The organism is Streptomyces yongxingensis (assembly GCF_055597465.1).
Genome location: NZ_CM145717.1, coordinates 4,205,168 through 4,218,755 on the forward strand (window position 1 = coordinate 4,205,168; position 13,588 = coordinate 4,218,755).

Consider the following 13,588-nt stretch of genomic DNA (forward strand, 5'->3'; position numbering starts at 1 on the left):
TGGGGCGGAACCCCGGCCCGGGGCCTGGGGCAGAACCCCGTCCGGGCGCTGGGACGGAACCCCGGCCCAGGGGGTCTGGGGCGGAACCCCCGCCCGGGCGCTGTGGCGAAGCCCCGGCTCGGGGTCTGGGGCAGAACCCCGCCCCGGGTCTGAGGCGAAGCCCCGGTCCGGGGGTCTGGCCCCCCAGGGGGTCTGGGGCGAAGCCCCGCCCCGGGCGCTGGGGCAGAAACCCGGCCCAGGGTCTGCGGCGAAGCCCCGGCTCGGGGTCTGTGGCGAAGCCCCGGCTCGGGGTCTAGGGCGAAGCCCCGGCTCGGGGTCTGGGGCGAAGCCCCGGCTCGGGGTCTGGGGCAGAGCCCCAGTTTCGGGAAGGGGCGGGGAGGGGAACAACGCAGAGCCCGGGCCCAGGGGTCTGTGGCGGAGGCCCCCACGCGGCGGAGCCGCATATCGACGCTGCGGGGAAGGGGCAGGGAAGGAAGCAGCCCGCCGCAGGCGGCACGATCCGCCGGACCACCCTAGAAGACGGACCACCCGGTCAGCGTGGTGAAGTGGTCCAGGGCCGCCACCCCAGCCACCGAGTTGCCACGGGCGTCCAGCCCCGGGCTCCAGACGCACAGCGTGCAGCGGCCGGGCACCACCGCGACGATGCCGCCGCCGACCCCGCTCTTGCCGGGCAGCCCGACGCGGTAGGCGAAGTCGCCCGCCGCGTCGTACGTACCGCAGGTGAGCATGACCGCGTTGACCCGCTTGGCCTCGCTGCGCGACAGCAGCCGCGAGCCGTCCGCGCGCAGCCCGTGGCGGGCGAGGAAGCCGCCGGCCAGGGCGAGATCGCGGCAGCTCATCTCGATCGAGCACTGCCAGAAGTAGTGCTCCAGGACGGTCGGCACGGGGTTGTCGAGGTTGCCGTATGCGGCCATGAAGTGGGCGAGGGCGGCATTACGGTCGCCATGGGCGGTCTCGGAGGCGGCGACCTCCTGGTCGAAGGCGAGGTCCGGATTGCCGCTCTCGGCGCGCAGGAAGTCCAGCATGGTGGTGCTGGCGTCGCCGGTAAGGGTGTGCAGCCGGTCGGTGACGACGAGCGCCCCGGCGTTGATGAACGGATTGCGCGGGATGCCGTGCTCGTACTCCAGCTGCACCAGGGAGTTGAAGGGGTTGCCCGAGGGCTCCCGGCCGACCCGCCGCCACAGCTTCTCGCCGTCGTCGGCGAGGACGAGCGCGAGGCTGAACACCTTGGAGATGGACTGCATCGAGAAGGGCCGCTCCCAATCGCCGAGCCCGGTGACCCGGCCGTCGACGTCGGCGAGGGCGATCCCGAAGCGGTCCGCGTCCACCGAGGCGAGCGCCGGGATGTACTGGGCCACCCGACCCCGGCCGATCTGCGGCCTCACATGGGCCGCGACCTCCTCCAGCACTGCCTGGTAGTCCATGGTGCGGTGCGTCTCCTGTTGCGAGGTCGTACGGATGAACCGGTCCGCACGATAACGCGCCCCCCACCATTCATCACCCCATGTGTTTATGGGTGTGCGGCGGGTAAGCAAGCGGGTGAACGAGACGGGCCACGACCGGGGCCCGCCGTACGACCAGAACGGAGGCGGGGCATGGCCACACCCATGTCCGCGGGGGACTTCCTGGCGGCGCTGACGAACGAGGGCTTACAGGTGACGCAGGTCGGCGACTGGCGGCACCACAACCGGAACCACAAGGGGCCGTGGGGCCCGGTGCACGGGGTGATGATCCACCACACCGTCACCTCCGGCACCGCGGAGACCGTGGAGATCTGCCGGGACGGCTTCGAGGGGCTGCCCGGCCCGCTGTGCCACGGCGTGATCGCCAAGGACGGCGGCGTCCATCTGGTCGGCTACGGCCGCGCCAACCACGCCGGGCTGGGCGACGACGACGTCCTGCGGGCGGTGATCGCCGAGAAGGCCCTCCCACCGGACAACGAGGCGAACACCGACGGGAACCGCGCCTTCTACGGCTTCGAATGCGAGAACCTGGGCGACGGCGAGGACCCGTGGCCCGAGGCCCAGCTGGACGCGATCGCTCGGGCCGCGGCGGCCGTGTGCCGCCATCACGGCTGGACCGAGCGCTCGGTGATCGGCCACCTCGAATGGCAGCCGGGCAAGGTGGATCCGCGCGGCTTCACCATGGACTGGATGCGCGACCGGATCCGCGAGCAGCTCAAGTAGGACCCTCCGGGGCGCCCAGAGCGCCCTTGGGGAAGCGCGTAGCACGTAAGGGCGGGCGCGGAGGGGCCAGGGGCTCAGGCCCCTTCCTCCGCGGCCCCCTCCCGGTAGAGCGCCGCCTCCTCCAGGTCCAGCCGCCGCAGCAGCGACCGCAGCATCTCCTCGTCGATCCGCCGGGCGTCCCGCAGGTCCACGAACACCGCCCGCTCGGCCTCGATCATCTCCCGGGCCAGCCGCCGATAGGTGTCGTCCGCCGATTCGCCGGTCACCTCGTTGACCGCGCCCAGCCGCTCCCACACGGCGTTGCGGCGCTGTTCCAGCACCGTGCGCAGCCGGTCGGCGAGCGGCGACGGCAGGGCGTTGCGCTCATCGGCGAGCAGCTCCGCCAGACGGCGCTCGGCCGCCAGCGACGCCGTGTTCTGCGCCTGGGCCTCGGCGAGGGTCTCGGCGTGGGGGTCGCGGCCCGGCAGCCCGAGCAGCCGGATCAGGGACGGCAGCGTGAGCCCGTGGACCACCAGGGTGCCGATGACGGTGGTGAAGGTCAGGAAGAGGACCAGATTGCGGGCCGGGAAGGGGGCACCGCCGTGCACGGTCTCCGGGATCGAGAAGGCGATGGCCAGCGAGACCACCCCGCGCATCCCGGCCCAGCCGACGACGACCGGCGCGGTCCAGTTGGTGCCGGGCTCGCGCTCGCGGATCCCGGGGAAGAGCATGCGCGGCACGAACGTCGACGGGAAGACCCAGACGTAGCGGGCGGCCACCACGGCCAGGAAGACGAGGGCCGCGTACCAGGCGGCCTCGCCCGCCCCGTACTCCCCCAGGCCCCCCACCACGACCCGCAGTTGCAGCCCGATCAGCGCGAACACCGCCGACTCCAGAACGAAGTCGATCATGCGCCAGACCGCCGCCTCCTGGAGCCGGGTGGCGAAGTCGACCTGCCAGGAGTGGTGTCCGAGGTAGAGCCCGACCACCACGACGGCCAGCACACCCGACGCCTGGAACTGCTCGGCGACGGCGTAGGCGACGAAGGGGATGAGCAGCGAGAGGGTGTTCTGGAGCAGGGCGTCCCGCAGCCGGGTGCGCAGCCAGTGCAGCGGCACCATCAGGATCAGACCGACCACGACACCGCCGATGGCCGCGAAGGCGAACTCCCGCAGGCCCTCGGCCCAGCTGACGCCCTCCCCCACCGCCGCGGCCACCGCCACCCGATAGGCGGTGATCGCGGTCGCGTCGTTGAACAGGGACTCGCCCTGGAGGAGCGTGGTGAGCCGGGAGGGCAGCCCGATCCGGCGGGCGATGGCGGTGGCGGCCACGGCGTCCGGCGGCGCGACCACCGCGCCCAGTACGAGGGCGGCGGTCAGCGGAAGCTGCGGGATCAGCAGATGGGCGACCACGCCGACCGCGACCGTCGCGAAGAGCACATACCCGACGGAGAGCAGCGCGATCGGCCGCAGATTGGCGCGCAGGTCGAGGTACGAGCTGTCCAGCGCGGCGCTGTGCAGCAGCGGCGGCAGCACCAGGGGCAGCACGATATGCGGGTCCAGGGTGTAGTCCGGCACCCCCGGCACGTACGAGACGACGAGCCCGACCGCGACCAGCAGCAGCGGCGCGGGCACCGGGGTCCGGCGCGCCGCGCCCGCGACCACCGCGCTGCCCGCGACCAGCATCAACAACGGCAATACGTCCATCGTCCGGCCCTGTCTCCGTCGGTCCCGACGGTCGTCCGTGTGCTCCGCTCACGCGGCGTTTTAGTCTGGCAATCATGAACGAGTGCCCGCATGTTCCCGCACTGCCGCGTCCCGAACCGGAGCCGCGGTCCGACACCTGTCCCGAATGCCTGGCGGTCGGCAGCCACCCCGTCCAGCTGCGGAAGTGTCTGGTGTGCGGCCATGTGGGCTGCTGCGACTCCTCGCCGTACCAGCACACCACCCGCCACTTCGAGGAGACCGGCCATCCGGTGATGCGCAGCTTCGAGGAGGGCGAGGACTGGCGCTGGTGCTTTGTGGATCAGCTCATCGTGTAGTGAGAGGCCGGCGTGTGGTGAGTCCCGGCTCCGCGAACGCCCTGGTCTTGGCGTTTTCCGCGCAATGTCGGAGATCGACTGCCGCGTTTGTCGGTGTGGCCCGCTAGCCTTCACCACATGATCCGATCAGCGAAGCCGTCCGACGTTCCGGCGATCCATGCGATGATCCGCGAGCTGGCGGACTACGAGCGGGCTCCGCAGGAGGCGAAGGCCACCGAGGAGCAGCTGCGCGAGGCGCTCTTCGGGGCGCATCCCGCGGTGTTCGCGCTGATCGCCGAGGAGGCCGGTGGTGCCGGGGAGCCCGGCGGTCCGGTGGGGTTCGCCCTGTGGTTCCGTAACTTCTCCACCTGGACAGGCACCCATGGCGTGTATCTGGAAGACCTGTACGTCACCCCGCGGGCCCGCGGGGGCGGCCATGGCAAGGCGCTGCTCGCCGAGCTGGCGCGGATCTGCGTGGAGCGGGGCTATGCCCGTTTCGAATGGTCGGTGCTCGACTGGAACGAGCCCGCGATCGGCTTCTACGCCGCGCTCGGCGCGGAGGCGATGGACGAATGGACGGTGCGCAGGCTCTCTGGAGAGCCGCTGCGAGCGCTGGCCGCTCAGGCCATGGGCACCGCCGTGACCAGCGATTTCCTGAGTGAGGCGACATCTCTTTCGAATTGAGACCGCAAACCCTCTAGCCACGCTGCGTACTCATGTGCTTACTATGAGTGATATCGCGGCCTTCTGGGCCAGGGTTCACCCGTGATGGGGGCCGTGCTTCGTCCGGGCGACACCGAACCGCAGATCGCGATAGCGTCGCAGCCAAAGTACATACAGCGTCGGTCCGTACCACCCTCCACCATAAGGGTTCGGGGCCGACGCTCCAATCAGCTCAGCTCAATCAGCTTGTGTCACCTTGGAGGTGAGGGTGTCCCAGATCGCAGGCGAGCCCGGGACCCAGGACTTCGTGGAAGTCCGGCTGCCCGCTGCGGGTGCCTATCTGTCGGTGCTGCGGACGGCCACCGCCGGCCTCGCAGCCCGCTTGGACTTCACCCTCGACGAAATCGAGGATCTGCGTATCGCCGTCGACGAGGCGTGCGCGATCCTGCTGCAGCAAGCCGTGTCCGGCTCCGTGCTGAGCTGCGTCTTCCGCTTGATCGACGACGCACTCCAGGTGACCGTCTCGGCTCCCACCACCGACGGGCGCGCCCCCGAGCGCGACACCTTCGCCTGGACGGTGCTCTCCGCACTGGCGGGCAAGGTGGACTCGACGGTGGCCGAAGACCGAACGGTCAGCATCAGCCTGTACAAGGAGCGCGGCGCCGGCCCCGGACAGCCGTGACGGAACAAGGGGGCTCCGTGAGCACTGCATCATCGCGGGGAGTGGGTACCCCGGCCATCCCGCACCCGCCGGCCCGGCCGCATCCCGCGGACTCGGAGGCGGCAGGAGACCGACCAGAGCGGGCGGACCACATGGATCAGCACGAGCAGGTGCATCAGCAGCACGATCCGCAGGACCGGAGCGGCGCGCGGGCGATGTTCGCCGAGCTGCGACGGCTGCCGGAGGGCTCCGCCGAGCGGGCCGAGCTGCGCAACAACCTCGTGCGTATGCATCTGCCGCTGGTGGAGCACCTGGCCCGGCGCTTCCGCAACCGCGGTGAGCCGCTGGACGACCTCACCCAGGTCGCCACCATCGGGCTGATCAAGTCCGTGGACCGGTTCGATCCGGACCGCGGTGTGGAGTTCTCCACCTATGCGACACCCACGGTCGTGGGCGAGATCAAGCGCCACTTCCGCGACAAGGGCTGGGCGGTGCGGGTGCCGCGCCGGCTTCAGGAGCTGCGGCTGTCGCTGACCACGGCCACCGCGGAGCTCTCCCAGCGCCATGGCCGCGCCCCGACCGTCCATGAGCTGGCCCAGCATCTGTCCATCTCCGAGGAGGAGGTGCTCGAGGGGCTGGAGTCCGCCAATGCCTACAGCACCCTGTCCCTGGACGTCCCGGACACGGACGACGAGTCCCCGGCGGTCGCCGACACCCTCGGTGCGGAGGACGAGGCGCTCGAGGGCGTCGAGTACCGCGAGTCGCTCAAACCCCTGCTGGAGGACCTGCCGCCGCGCGAGAAGAAGATCCTGCTGCTGCGCTTCTTCGGCAATATGACGCAGTCGCAGATCGCGCAGGAGGTCGGCATCTCCCAGATGCATGTCTCCCGGCTGCTGGCCCGCACTCTCGCGCAGTTGCGCGACAAGCTGCTGGTCGAGGAGTAGCGAGCGAGCACTACGGCTCGCCCGGCGGGCTGTTCCCCTCCCCGCCCCTTCCCGATACCAGGGGCTCCGCCCCTGGACCCCGGGATCGGGGCGGAGCCCCACCACGCGACGAAGCCGCATACCAACGGCCACGGGAAGGGGCGGATGCCCCGGTCCGAGTCGGGCACAGAACCCCCGCCCGGGGCCAGGGGCAGCCTCGTCCGGGGTCTGGGGCGGAGCCCCGGTTGTGGGAAGGGGCGGGGAGGGGAACAGCCCGCCGCAGGCGGAGACCGGCTAGGCGTCGCGGGGGCCGATGCCGAGGGCCTCGGTCGCCGTCGGGTTGATCAGCAGCGCCAGGACGGCGAGGGCCGCGACGCCGGTGGCCACTCCGGCGGCGATCAGCGCGCCGCCGTTCTGCAGCAGCGTCCAGGCCACCGGCAGCGCCATCAACTGGGTGATCATCGCGGGGCCGCGGCTCCAGCGGCGCCGCAGCCACAGCCCGCGGGCCGCCAACAGCGGCAGCAGGGCCAGCGCCAGCACGGTGACCCCGAGCATCTCCGCCTGCTGCGGGCTCTCCGGGTTCCCGGTCAGTCCCATGATCAGTACGTAGACACCGAAGCCCAGCAGCACCACGCCCTCCGCGGCGGCCAGCACCGCGGCGGCGGTCAGCCGGGCGGGGCGGGGCCCGGTGGGCGCGGCGCCGGCGGCGTCGGTCGCCTGGGCGGCCCCGGCGTCCGGCCGGGCCGTGGCCTTCTGCCCCGTGGCCGTGGCCTTCCGCTCGGTCGCCTTCCGCGCCGTGGCCCTCTGCGCCTTCTTCGCGGTAGCGGACTTCTTACTGCTCACCCCAGCAGCCTAGCCGTCCTCGAGGCGCCCGGACCCTACCCCCCTGGGGCCGGTCGTCCCGGATGGGTAGGCTGGCGCGCATGCGCGCACTCCTCGTGGTCAACCCGGCAGCAACCACCACCAGTGCCCGCACCCGGGATGTTCTGTTCCACGCGCTCGCCAGCGATCTGAAGCTGGACGTGGCGACCACGGAGTACCGGGGGCACGCCCGCGACCTGGCCCGGCGGGCGGTCGACGGCGGCACTCATGAACTGGTCGTGGCGTTCGGCGGCGACGGCACCGTCAACGAGGTCGTCAACGGACTGCTGCACCATGGCCCCGCCCCGCAGGAGTTGCCCCGGCTCGCGGTCGTGCCCGGCGGCTCCACCAATGTCTTCGCCCGCGCGCTCGGGCTGCCCAATGACGCCGTCGAGGCGACCGGCGCCCTGCTGGACGCGCTGAGGGACGGCACCGAACGCACCGTGGGCCTCGGGCTCGCGGGCGGCACCCCGGGCACCCGGGACGAGTCGGTCCCGGCCCGCTGGTTCACCTTCTGCGCCGGGCTCGGCTTCGACGCGAGCGTCATCGGCCGGGTCGAGCAGCAGCGCGAGCGCGGCAAGCGGTCCACCCACGCCCTCTACATACGGCAGATGGTGCGGCAGTTCATGGGGGAGCCGCACCGGCGACAGGGCACCATCACGATCGGGCGGCCGGGCGAGGACCCGATCGAGGAGCTGGCGCTGTCGATAGTCTGCAACACCTCCCCGTGGACCTTTCTGGGCAACCGCCCGGTCTACGCGGCGCCCCAGGCGTCCTTCGACACCGCCCTCGACGTGCTGGGACTCGCCAAGCTGTCGGCGCCGGCGATGACCCGCTACGCGACCCAACTGCTGATGTCGACGCCCGAGCGCGGGCCCCGCGGGAAGCATGTGGTGGCGCTCCACGATCTGACGGACTTCACCTTGCAATCCCAGGCGCCACTGCCGTTCCAGATGGACGGTGACCATCTGGGACTGCGTACGAGCGTGACGTTCACAGGCGTACGCCGTGCACTGCGTGTGATTGTGTGAGTGAGACCGCAAAAAGTCCTTCCAGTCGAACGTTTAGCCTGGACTCCACCCACCGGAAGTACGGCTGTGACCGAGCCGACACCAAGGAATCAAAAAAAACTTTCCGGAAGGGGTTGTATCCGTCGCCGAGGTTTGCGAGTCTCTTCTTGGCGATCGGGACGGCCTTCTGAAAGGCCCCCTTGAGAGCCCGAACCCCCTCCTCATTCCACAGGACCGCACCAGCCCCAACTGGTTCGGCGGCCCTACGCTTGCGGGGGGATTCGTGAAAGCGTTCACATTCACAAGCAACGAGCCCGCAATACGAGGAGATGGAGCAGCCATGGACTGGCGTCACAACGCCGTTTGCCGCGAGGAAGACCCCGAGCTGTTCTTCCCCATCGGCAACACCGGTCCTGCGCTGCTGCAGATCGAGGAAGCCAAGGCCGTCTGCCGCCGCTGCCCCGTCATGGAGCAGTGCCTGCAGTGGGCGCTTGAGTCCGGCCAGGACTCCGGCGTCTGGGGTGGAATGAGCGAAGACGAGCGCCGCGCCATGAAGCGCCGTGCCGCTCGCAACCGGGCACGCAACGCCAGCGCCTGAAGTCCGGCACCCCGTGGCCCCCGAGCCGCAGCGCGTAGTAACCCCCATGCGCACAGCATCATGAGCTTTGAGCCCCGGACCGGATGGGTCCGGGGCTCAGTGCTTTCCGGGTTCATAACAATCCCGATAACGGCCCCGATAACGGTCCTGATAACGATGCGGACACCGATGTGCTCAGCACATCAGTGCTTCTCCTCACCCACCGGGAAGTCCAGCATCACCCGGGTGCCGCGCTCCGGGGCGGGCACCATGTCGAACGTCCCGCCCAGCTCGCCCTCCACCAGGGTGCGGACGATCTGAAGCCCCAGGTTTCCGGCCCGCTGCGGGTCGAACCCCTCCGGCAGTCCGCGCCCGTCGTCCTGGACGACCACCGCCAGCCGGCTCTCCTCACCGCTGCCGCCGCGCACCGCCGAGACCTCGACCGTGCCCTGCTCCCCCGGTCCGAAGCCGTGCTCCAGCGCGTTCTGCAGCACCTCGGTGAGGACCATGGACAGCGGGGTGGCCACCTCGGCGTCCAGGATGCCGAACCGCCCGGTGCGGCGGCCGGTCACCTTGCCGGGCGATATCTCGGCCACCATCGCCAGCACCCGGTCGGCTATGTCGTCGAACTCGACCCGCTCGTCCAGGTTCTGCGACAGGGTCTCGTGGACGATGGCGATCGAGCCGACCCTGCGCACCGCCTCGTTGAGCGCCTCCCGCCCCTGCACCGAGTCCATGCGGCGGGCCTGGAGCCGCAACAGGGCCGCCACCGTCTGGAGGTTGTTCTTCACCCGGTGGTGGATCTCCCGGATGGTGGCGTCCTTGGTGATCAACTCGCGCTCGCGGCGGCGCAGTTCGGTGACGTCCCGCAGCAGCACCAGCGAGCCGATGTGCAGCCCCTTGGGCTTGAGCGGAATGGCCCGTAGCTGGATGACCCCGTCGCCGCCCTCGACCTCGAACTCCCGGGGCGCCCAGCCGCTGGCCAGTTTGACCAGCGCCTCGTCCACCGGGCCGCGCACCGGCGCGAGTTCGGCGGTGGTCCTGCCCAGGTGGTGGCCGACGAGATCGGCGGCGAGGCCCAGCCGGTGGTAGGCGGAGAGCGCGTTGGGGCTCGCGTACTGGACCACCCCGTCCGCGTCGAGCCGGATCAGCCCGTCGCCCGCGCGCGGTGAGGCGTCCATGTCGACCTGCTGATTGGGGAACGGAAACGATCCCGCGGCGATCATCTGGGCGAGGTCGGACGCGCTCTGGAGATAGGTGAGCTCCAGCCGGCTGGGGGTCCGTACGGTCAGCAGATTGGTGTTCCGCGCGATCACCCCGAGGACCCGGCTCTCCCGCCGGACCGGGATGGACTCCACCCGGACCGGCACCTCCTCGCGCCACTCGGGGTCGCCCTCCCGGACGATCCGGCCCTCGTCCAGGGCGGCGTCCAGCATGGGGCGGCGGCCGCGGGGAACGAGATGGCCGACCATGTCGTCCTGGTAGGAGGTGGGCCCGGTGTTCGGCCGCATCTGGGCCACGGAGACGTACCGGGTGCCGTCGCTGGTGGGGACCCACAGCACAAGATCGGCGAAGGAGAGGTCGGAGAGCAGTTGCCACTCCGAGACCAGCAGGTGGAGCCACTCGAGGTCGGAATCGTCGAGTGCGGTGTGCTGGCGGACGAGGTCGTTCATGGAGGGCACGTTGTGAGCCTACCCTCACCGGTGGATTAGCCTATTCGCGCATAAGCGTGGACAGACAGCAGTGGTCTAGTCCAGAATATCGAGCACTGCGATCTTCCGCTCTCCCCGCACAGGAGGGCGGATCGAGGAACCCGGAGCGCTCTGCCCTGACCGCCCGGGAGTCCTCAGGTCGGCCGCTCGGCCGACGCAACTCCGGGCTGCGGTGCCGGGCGGGTTGAGGGTCCCGCCCTGGCGCCGCGGCCCGCGGGTGTCACACCCGGGCTCCCGCGCCTCGCCGAGGCCGCGGGAGCCTTTTCCGTATGCCTCGCGGTGTCCCCGCGGGCCCCACCGCAAGCCTCAGCGCGTCTCCGTCACCTTCGCCAGCGCCCGCGGCGCGTCCGGGTCCTGCCCGCGCGCGATCGTCACCTCGTACGCCAGCATCTGCAGCGGCAGGATCTCCAGGATCGGCTGGACCTCTTCGGCGACGCCGTCCGTCGGCAGGGCGAACCCCGCCGAGGCCCGCTCCACCTCCGACGCGCTGCCGATGACCACGAGGTCCGCGCCCCGGCCGCGCAGCCGCTCCAGGACCGGCTGCAGCGCCTGGCCGCCCTTGCCCTCGGTGACGATCGCGATCACCGGCGAGATGTTGTCGACCATGGCCAGCGGGCCGTGCAGCAGATCGGCGCCGGAGTAGGAGAGCGCCGGGATGTAGCTGGTCTCCATCAGCTTCAGGGCGGCTTCCTTGGCGGTCGGGTAGCCGTAGCCCCGGGAGGTGAGGACCATCCGCTCGGCGAAGCGGTAGCGCGCCGCGAGCTGCCGGACCTCGTCCTGGCGGTCGAGGATCTGCTGCGCGAGGTCGGGCAGCACCTTGGCGGCCGCGCCGTCGCCGCCGCGCAGCCCCTCCACGAAGAGGTAGAGGGCGAGCAGTTCGGCAGTGTAGGTCTTGGTCGCGGGCAGCGCCTTCTCCGGCCCGGCCAGGACGTCGATGTGGAATTCGGAGACGGCCGCGAGCGGCGAGTCGGCGTTGTTGGTCACCGCGAGGGTGATCGCACCGGCCGCGCGGGCGGCCTCGGTGGAGGCCACCAGGTCCGGGGAGCCGCCGGACTGGCTGACGGTGATCACCAGGACGTCGGTGAGGTCCGGCTGGGCGCCGTACGCGGTGGTGGTGGACATGGAGGTCAGACCGCAGGGCTTGCCGAGCAGCACCTCGAGCAGGTACTTGGCGTACAGCGCCGCGTTGTCCGAGGTGCCCCGGGCGGTGAGGAGGACGAAGCGCGGGTTGCGGGCGGCGATCCGCTCCGCGACCTCGCGGATCCTCGGGGCGCCCTGGTCGAGGATGCGGCGCAGCACGGCGGGCTGCTCGGCCATCTCGCCGGACATGATCCGGCCCGGCTGGTCGCTGCGCTGGGCCGTCGTCGTGGCGGACATGCTGGGTGCCTCCAGGTGGCTGATGTGCCGGGCCGGGCCGAGGGGGCTGAGGGGTCAGTCCCCGGGGTGGTCACCGGCGCCGTTGCCGACGATCACTTCCGCGGCCGCCCGTCCACATACCCGGGCGGCGCCGTGGGTCGCGATGTGCAGCGCCCCGGCGGGCGGCGCCTGGGGCACGCCCATCTCCACGACGACCGTCTCCGGCCGGGCGGTGAGCAGGGCGTCCAGCGCGTCGGCCATCCAGGGGTGGCGGTGGACATCGCGGACCACAGCGACGATCCTACGGTCCCCCGCGGTGTCGAGCATATTTTCGATCAGGCCGTGGACGCCCCGGGCCTCGGCGTCCTGCCGCCCGTAGGTGGCGGCCCCGGTGCCGGGGCGCAGCCGGGCCAGTTCGGCGCCGACGCCCCAGGGGGTCTCCTCGCCGACGGCGATGTTGGCCACCGGGGTGAAGGCGGCCACGTAGGCGGGTCCGGTCACGGGCTCGTACGAGGACCCGGCCGGGGTGACTCTGAGCGCCCGGCGCGCGGCGGCGAGCCCCACCCCCGCGGCGGGCTCGATGCCGTGCGCCGCGCGCGGTCCTCCGCAGCGCCGCGTCCACTCCCCCAGGGCGCGCACCCGCGCCGCCGCCTCGGCCAGCCGCTCCTCCGCCAGCCGGCCCTCGATGACGGCGCTGACCAGCGCGTCGCGCAGCCGCAGCACGGTGCCCTCGTCGGCGAGCCCGCCGCCCACGCAGATCGCGTCGGCGCCCGCGGCGATCGCCAGGACGCTGCCGCGCTCGATGCCGTACGCGTCGGCGATGGCCCGCATCTCCATGCCGTCGGTGACGATCATCCCGTCGAAGCCGAGTCCGCCGTCGGCCACAGGCCGGCGCAGCAGGCCGTGCAGCGCGGCGGGGCTGAGGGTGGCGGGCAGGTCGGGGTCGAGCGCGGGCAGCAGGATGTGCGCGCTCATCACGGCCTTGGTCCCGGCGGCGACGGCGGCGCGGAAGGGCACCAGTTCGCGGGCGGTCAGGGTGTCCAGACCGGCGTCGATGCGCGGCAGGGCGTGGTGGGAGTCGACGGCGGTGTCGCCGTGGCCGGGGAAGTGCTTGGTGCAGGCGGCCACTCCGGCGCCCTGGAGGCCCTCGATGTACGCGGCGGTGTGCCGGGCCACGAGCCCCGGCTCGGCGCCGAAGGAGCGCACGCCGATGACGGGGTTGTCGGGGTTGGAGTTGACGTCGGCGGAGGGCGCCCAGTTGAGGTTGACGCCGCATTCGGCGAGGCGGCGGCCCAGCTCGCGGGCGACGGCGCGGGTCAGCTCCGGGTCGTCGACGGCGCCGAGCGCCAGGTTGCCGGGGAAGGAGGAGCCGGTGCGCACCTCCAGCCGGGTGACGTCGCCGCCCTCCTCGTCGATCGCCACCAGGACGTCGTCACGCTCGGCGCGGAGCTGGGCGGTGAGGGCGCCCAGCTGCTCGGGGGTGGCGATGTTCCGGCCGAACAGGCCGACGGAGGCGAGCCCCTCGCCGAGCCGCCGCAGCACCCAGTCGGGGGCGGTGGTTCCGGTGAAGCCGGGCTGGAGAACGGTGAGAGCGTCGCGGGTGAGGGTGGCCGAGTCGTGTGCGAGGGTCGTCATAAACC

The 13,588-nt window shown here is 71.6% G+C and carries 13 protein-coding genes; 7 read left to right on the forward strand and 6 right to left on the reverse strand.

The features are described 5' to 3' along the window. Nucleotides 1-512: 512 nt before the first annotated feature. Nucleotides 513-1,424 carry a glutaminase gene (locus tag ACZ6TD_RS17580; RefSeq protein WP_471355041.1) on the reverse strand — a complete coding sequence of 304 codons (912 nt, stop codon included), beginning with the start codon at nucleotides 1,422-1,424 and terminating at the stop codon, nucleotides 513-515. Between the two features lie 171 nt (nucleotides 1,425-1,595). Here ACZ6TD_RS17580 and ACZ6TD_RS17585 point away from each other — a divergent pair, with 171 nt between their 5' ends. Next, nucleotides 1,596-2,186 carry an N-acetylmuramoyl-L-alanine amidase gene (locus ACZ6TD_RS17585; RefSeq protein ID WP_471355043.1) on the forward strand — a complete coding sequence of 197 codons (591 nt, stop codon included), beginning with the start codon at nucleotides 1,596-1,598 and terminating at the stop codon, nucleotides 2,184-2,186. Between the two features lie 74 nt (nucleotides 2,187-2,260). Here the strand turns inward: ACZ6TD_RS17585 and ACZ6TD_RS17590 are convergent, their stop codons facing one another. Continuing rightward, on the reverse strand, nucleotides 2,261-3,871 hold the full coding sequence (locus ACZ6TD_RS17590) for a Na+/H+ antiporter (protein WP_471355045.1): 1,611 nt from the start codon (nucleotides 3,869-3,871) through the stop codon (nucleotides 2,261-2,263). A 74-nt stretch (nucleotides 3,872-3,945) separates the two neighbouring features. On the opposite strand from ACZ6TD_RS17590, the gene ACZ6TD_RS17595 reads away from it, so the two are divergent. From ACZ6TD_RS17595 to ACZ6TD_RS17610, 4 genes are all read left to right on the forward strand, one after another. Further along, nucleotides 3,946-4,206 carry a UBP-type zinc finger domain-containing protein gene (locus ACZ6TD_RS17595; protein ID WP_471355047.1) on the forward strand — a complete coding sequence of 87 codons (261 nt, stop codon included), beginning with the start codon at nucleotides 3,946-3,948 and terminating at the stop codon, nucleotides 4,204-4,206. A gap of 117 nt (nucleotides 4,207-4,323) precedes the next feature. Next, nucleotides 4,324-4,869 carry a GNAT family N-acetyltransferase gene (locus tag ACZ6TD_RS17600; RefSeq protein WP_471355049.1) on the forward strand — a complete coding sequence of 182 codons (546 nt, stop codon included), beginning with the start codon at nucleotides 4,324-4,326 and terminating at the stop codon, nucleotides 4,867-4,869. 247 nt (nucleotides 4,870-5,116) lie between these two features. Further along, nucleotides 5,117-5,530 carry an ATP-binding protein gene (locus ACZ6TD_RS17605; RefSeq protein ID WP_014054819.1) on the forward strand — a complete coding sequence of 138 codons (414 nt, stop codon included), beginning with the start codon at nucleotides 5,117-5,119 and terminating at the stop codon, nucleotides 5,528-5,530. 17 nt (nucleotides 5,531-5,547) lie between these two features. Next, nucleotides 5,548-6,453, forward strand: coding sequence for an RNA polymerase sigma factor SigF (locus tag ACZ6TD_RS17610; protein WP_086886059.1), 906 nt, complete (start codon nucleotides 5,548-5,550; stop codon nucleotides 6,451-6,453). 273 nt (nucleotides 6,454-6,726) lie between these two features. On the opposite strand, the gene ACZ6TD_RS17615 is transcribed toward ACZ6TD_RS17610, so the two are convergent. Continuing rightward, nucleotides 6,727-7,275 (reverse strand): hypothetical protein, encoded by a 549-nt coding sequence (locus ACZ6TD_RS17615; protein ID WP_471355051.1) that lies wholly within the window; start codon nucleotides 7,273-7,275, stop codon nucleotides 6,727-6,729. Nucleotides 7,276-7,355: 80 nt separating this feature from the next. Here ACZ6TD_RS17615 and ACZ6TD_RS17620 point away from each other — a divergent pair, with 80 nt between their 5' ends. Both ACZ6TD_RS17620 and ACZ6TD_RS17625 read left to right on the forward strand, forming a co-directional pair. Beyond that, nucleotides 7,356-8,324 (forward strand): diacylglycerol/lipid kinase family protein, encoded by a 969-nt coding sequence (locus ACZ6TD_RS17620; protein WP_037962912.1) that lies wholly within the window; start codon nucleotides 7,356-7,358, stop codon nucleotides 8,322-8,324. A 319-nt stretch (nucleotides 8,325-8,643) separates the two neighbouring features. Further along, nucleotides 8,644-8,901: a WhiB family transcriptional regulator gene (locus ACZ6TD_RS17625; RefSeq protein ID WP_014054815.1), complete on the forward strand. Its 258-nt coding sequence runs from the start codon at nucleotides 8,644-8,646 to the stop codon at nucleotides 8,899-8,901. Nucleotides 8,902-9,083: 182 nt separating this feature from the next. Here ACZ6TD_RS17625 and ACZ6TD_RS17630 read toward each other — a convergent pair whose 3' ends face one another. From ACZ6TD_RS17630 to ACZ6TD_RS17640, 3 genes are all read right to left on the reverse strand, one after another. Further along, nucleotides 9,084-10,553, reverse strand: coding sequence for a sensor histidine kinase (locus ACZ6TD_RS17630; protein WP_471355053.1), 1,470 nt, complete (start codon nucleotides 10,551-10,553; stop codon nucleotides 9,084-9,086). A gap of 345 nt (nucleotides 10,554-10,898) precedes the next feature. After that, complete coding sequence (locus tag ACZ6TD_RS17635) at nucleotides 10,899-11,969, reverse strand: SIS domain-containing protein (RefSeq protein WP_037962906.1); 1,071 nt, start codon at nucleotides 11,967-11,969, stop codon at nucleotides 10,899-10,901. A gap of 54 nt (nucleotides 11,970-12,023) precedes the next feature. Further along, nucleotides 12,024-13,583 carry a glycoside hydrolase family 3 protein gene (locus ACZ6TD_RS17640; protein WP_471355055.1) on the reverse strand — a complete coding sequence of 520 codons (1,560 nt, stop codon included), beginning with the start codon at nucleotides 13,581-13,583 and terminating at the stop codon, nucleotides 12,024-12,026. Nucleotides 13,584-13,588: the final 5 nt, after the last annotated feature.

What these genes read in the sequence shown, in the direction of transcription:
- ACZ6TD_RS17580 (WP_471355041.1), bottom strand. Translation starts at nt 1,424, where the DNA reads ATGGACTACCAGGCAGTGCTGGAGGAGGTCGCGGCCCATGTGAGGCCG.
- ACZ6TD_RS17635 (WP_037962906.1), bottom strand. Translation starts at nt 11,969, where the DNA reads ATGTCCGCCACGACGACGGCCCAGCGCAGCGACCAGCCGGGCCGGATC.
- ACZ6TD_RS17595 (WP_471355047.1), top strand. Translation starts at nt 3,946, where the DNA reads ATGAACGAGTGCCCGCATGTTCCCGCACTGCCGCGTCCCGAACCGGAG.
- ACZ6TD_RS17640 (WP_471355055.1), bottom strand. Translation starts at nt 13,583, where the DNA reads ATGACGACCCTCGCACACGACTCGGCCACCCTCACCCGCGACGCTCTC.
- ACZ6TD_RS17625 (WP_014054815.1), top strand. Translation starts at nt 8,644, where the DNA reads ATGGACTGGCGTCACAACGCCGTTTGCCGCGAGGAAGACCCCGAGCTG.
- ACZ6TD_RS17600 (WP_471355049.1), top strand. Translation starts at nt 4,324, where the DNA reads ATGATCCGATCAGCGAAGCCGTCCGACGTTCCGGCGATCCATGCGATG.
- ACZ6TD_RS17585 (WP_471355043.1), top strand. Translation starts at nt 1,596, where the DNA reads ATGGCCACACCCATGTCCGCGGGGGACTTCCTGGCGGCGCTGACGAAC.
- ACZ6TD_RS17620 (WP_037962912.1), top strand. Translation starts at nt 7,356, where the DNA reads ATGCGCGCACTCCTCGTGGTCAACCCGGCAGCAACCACCACCAGTGCC.
- ACZ6TD_RS17630 (WP_471355053.1), bottom strand. Translation starts at nt 10,553, where the DNA reads ATGAACGACCTCGTCCGCCAGCACACCGCACTCGACGATTCCGACCTC.
- ACZ6TD_RS17590 (WP_471355045.1), bottom strand. Translation starts at nt 3,871, where the DNA reads ATGGACGTATTGCCGTTGTTGATGCTGGTCGCGGGCAGCGCGGTGGTC.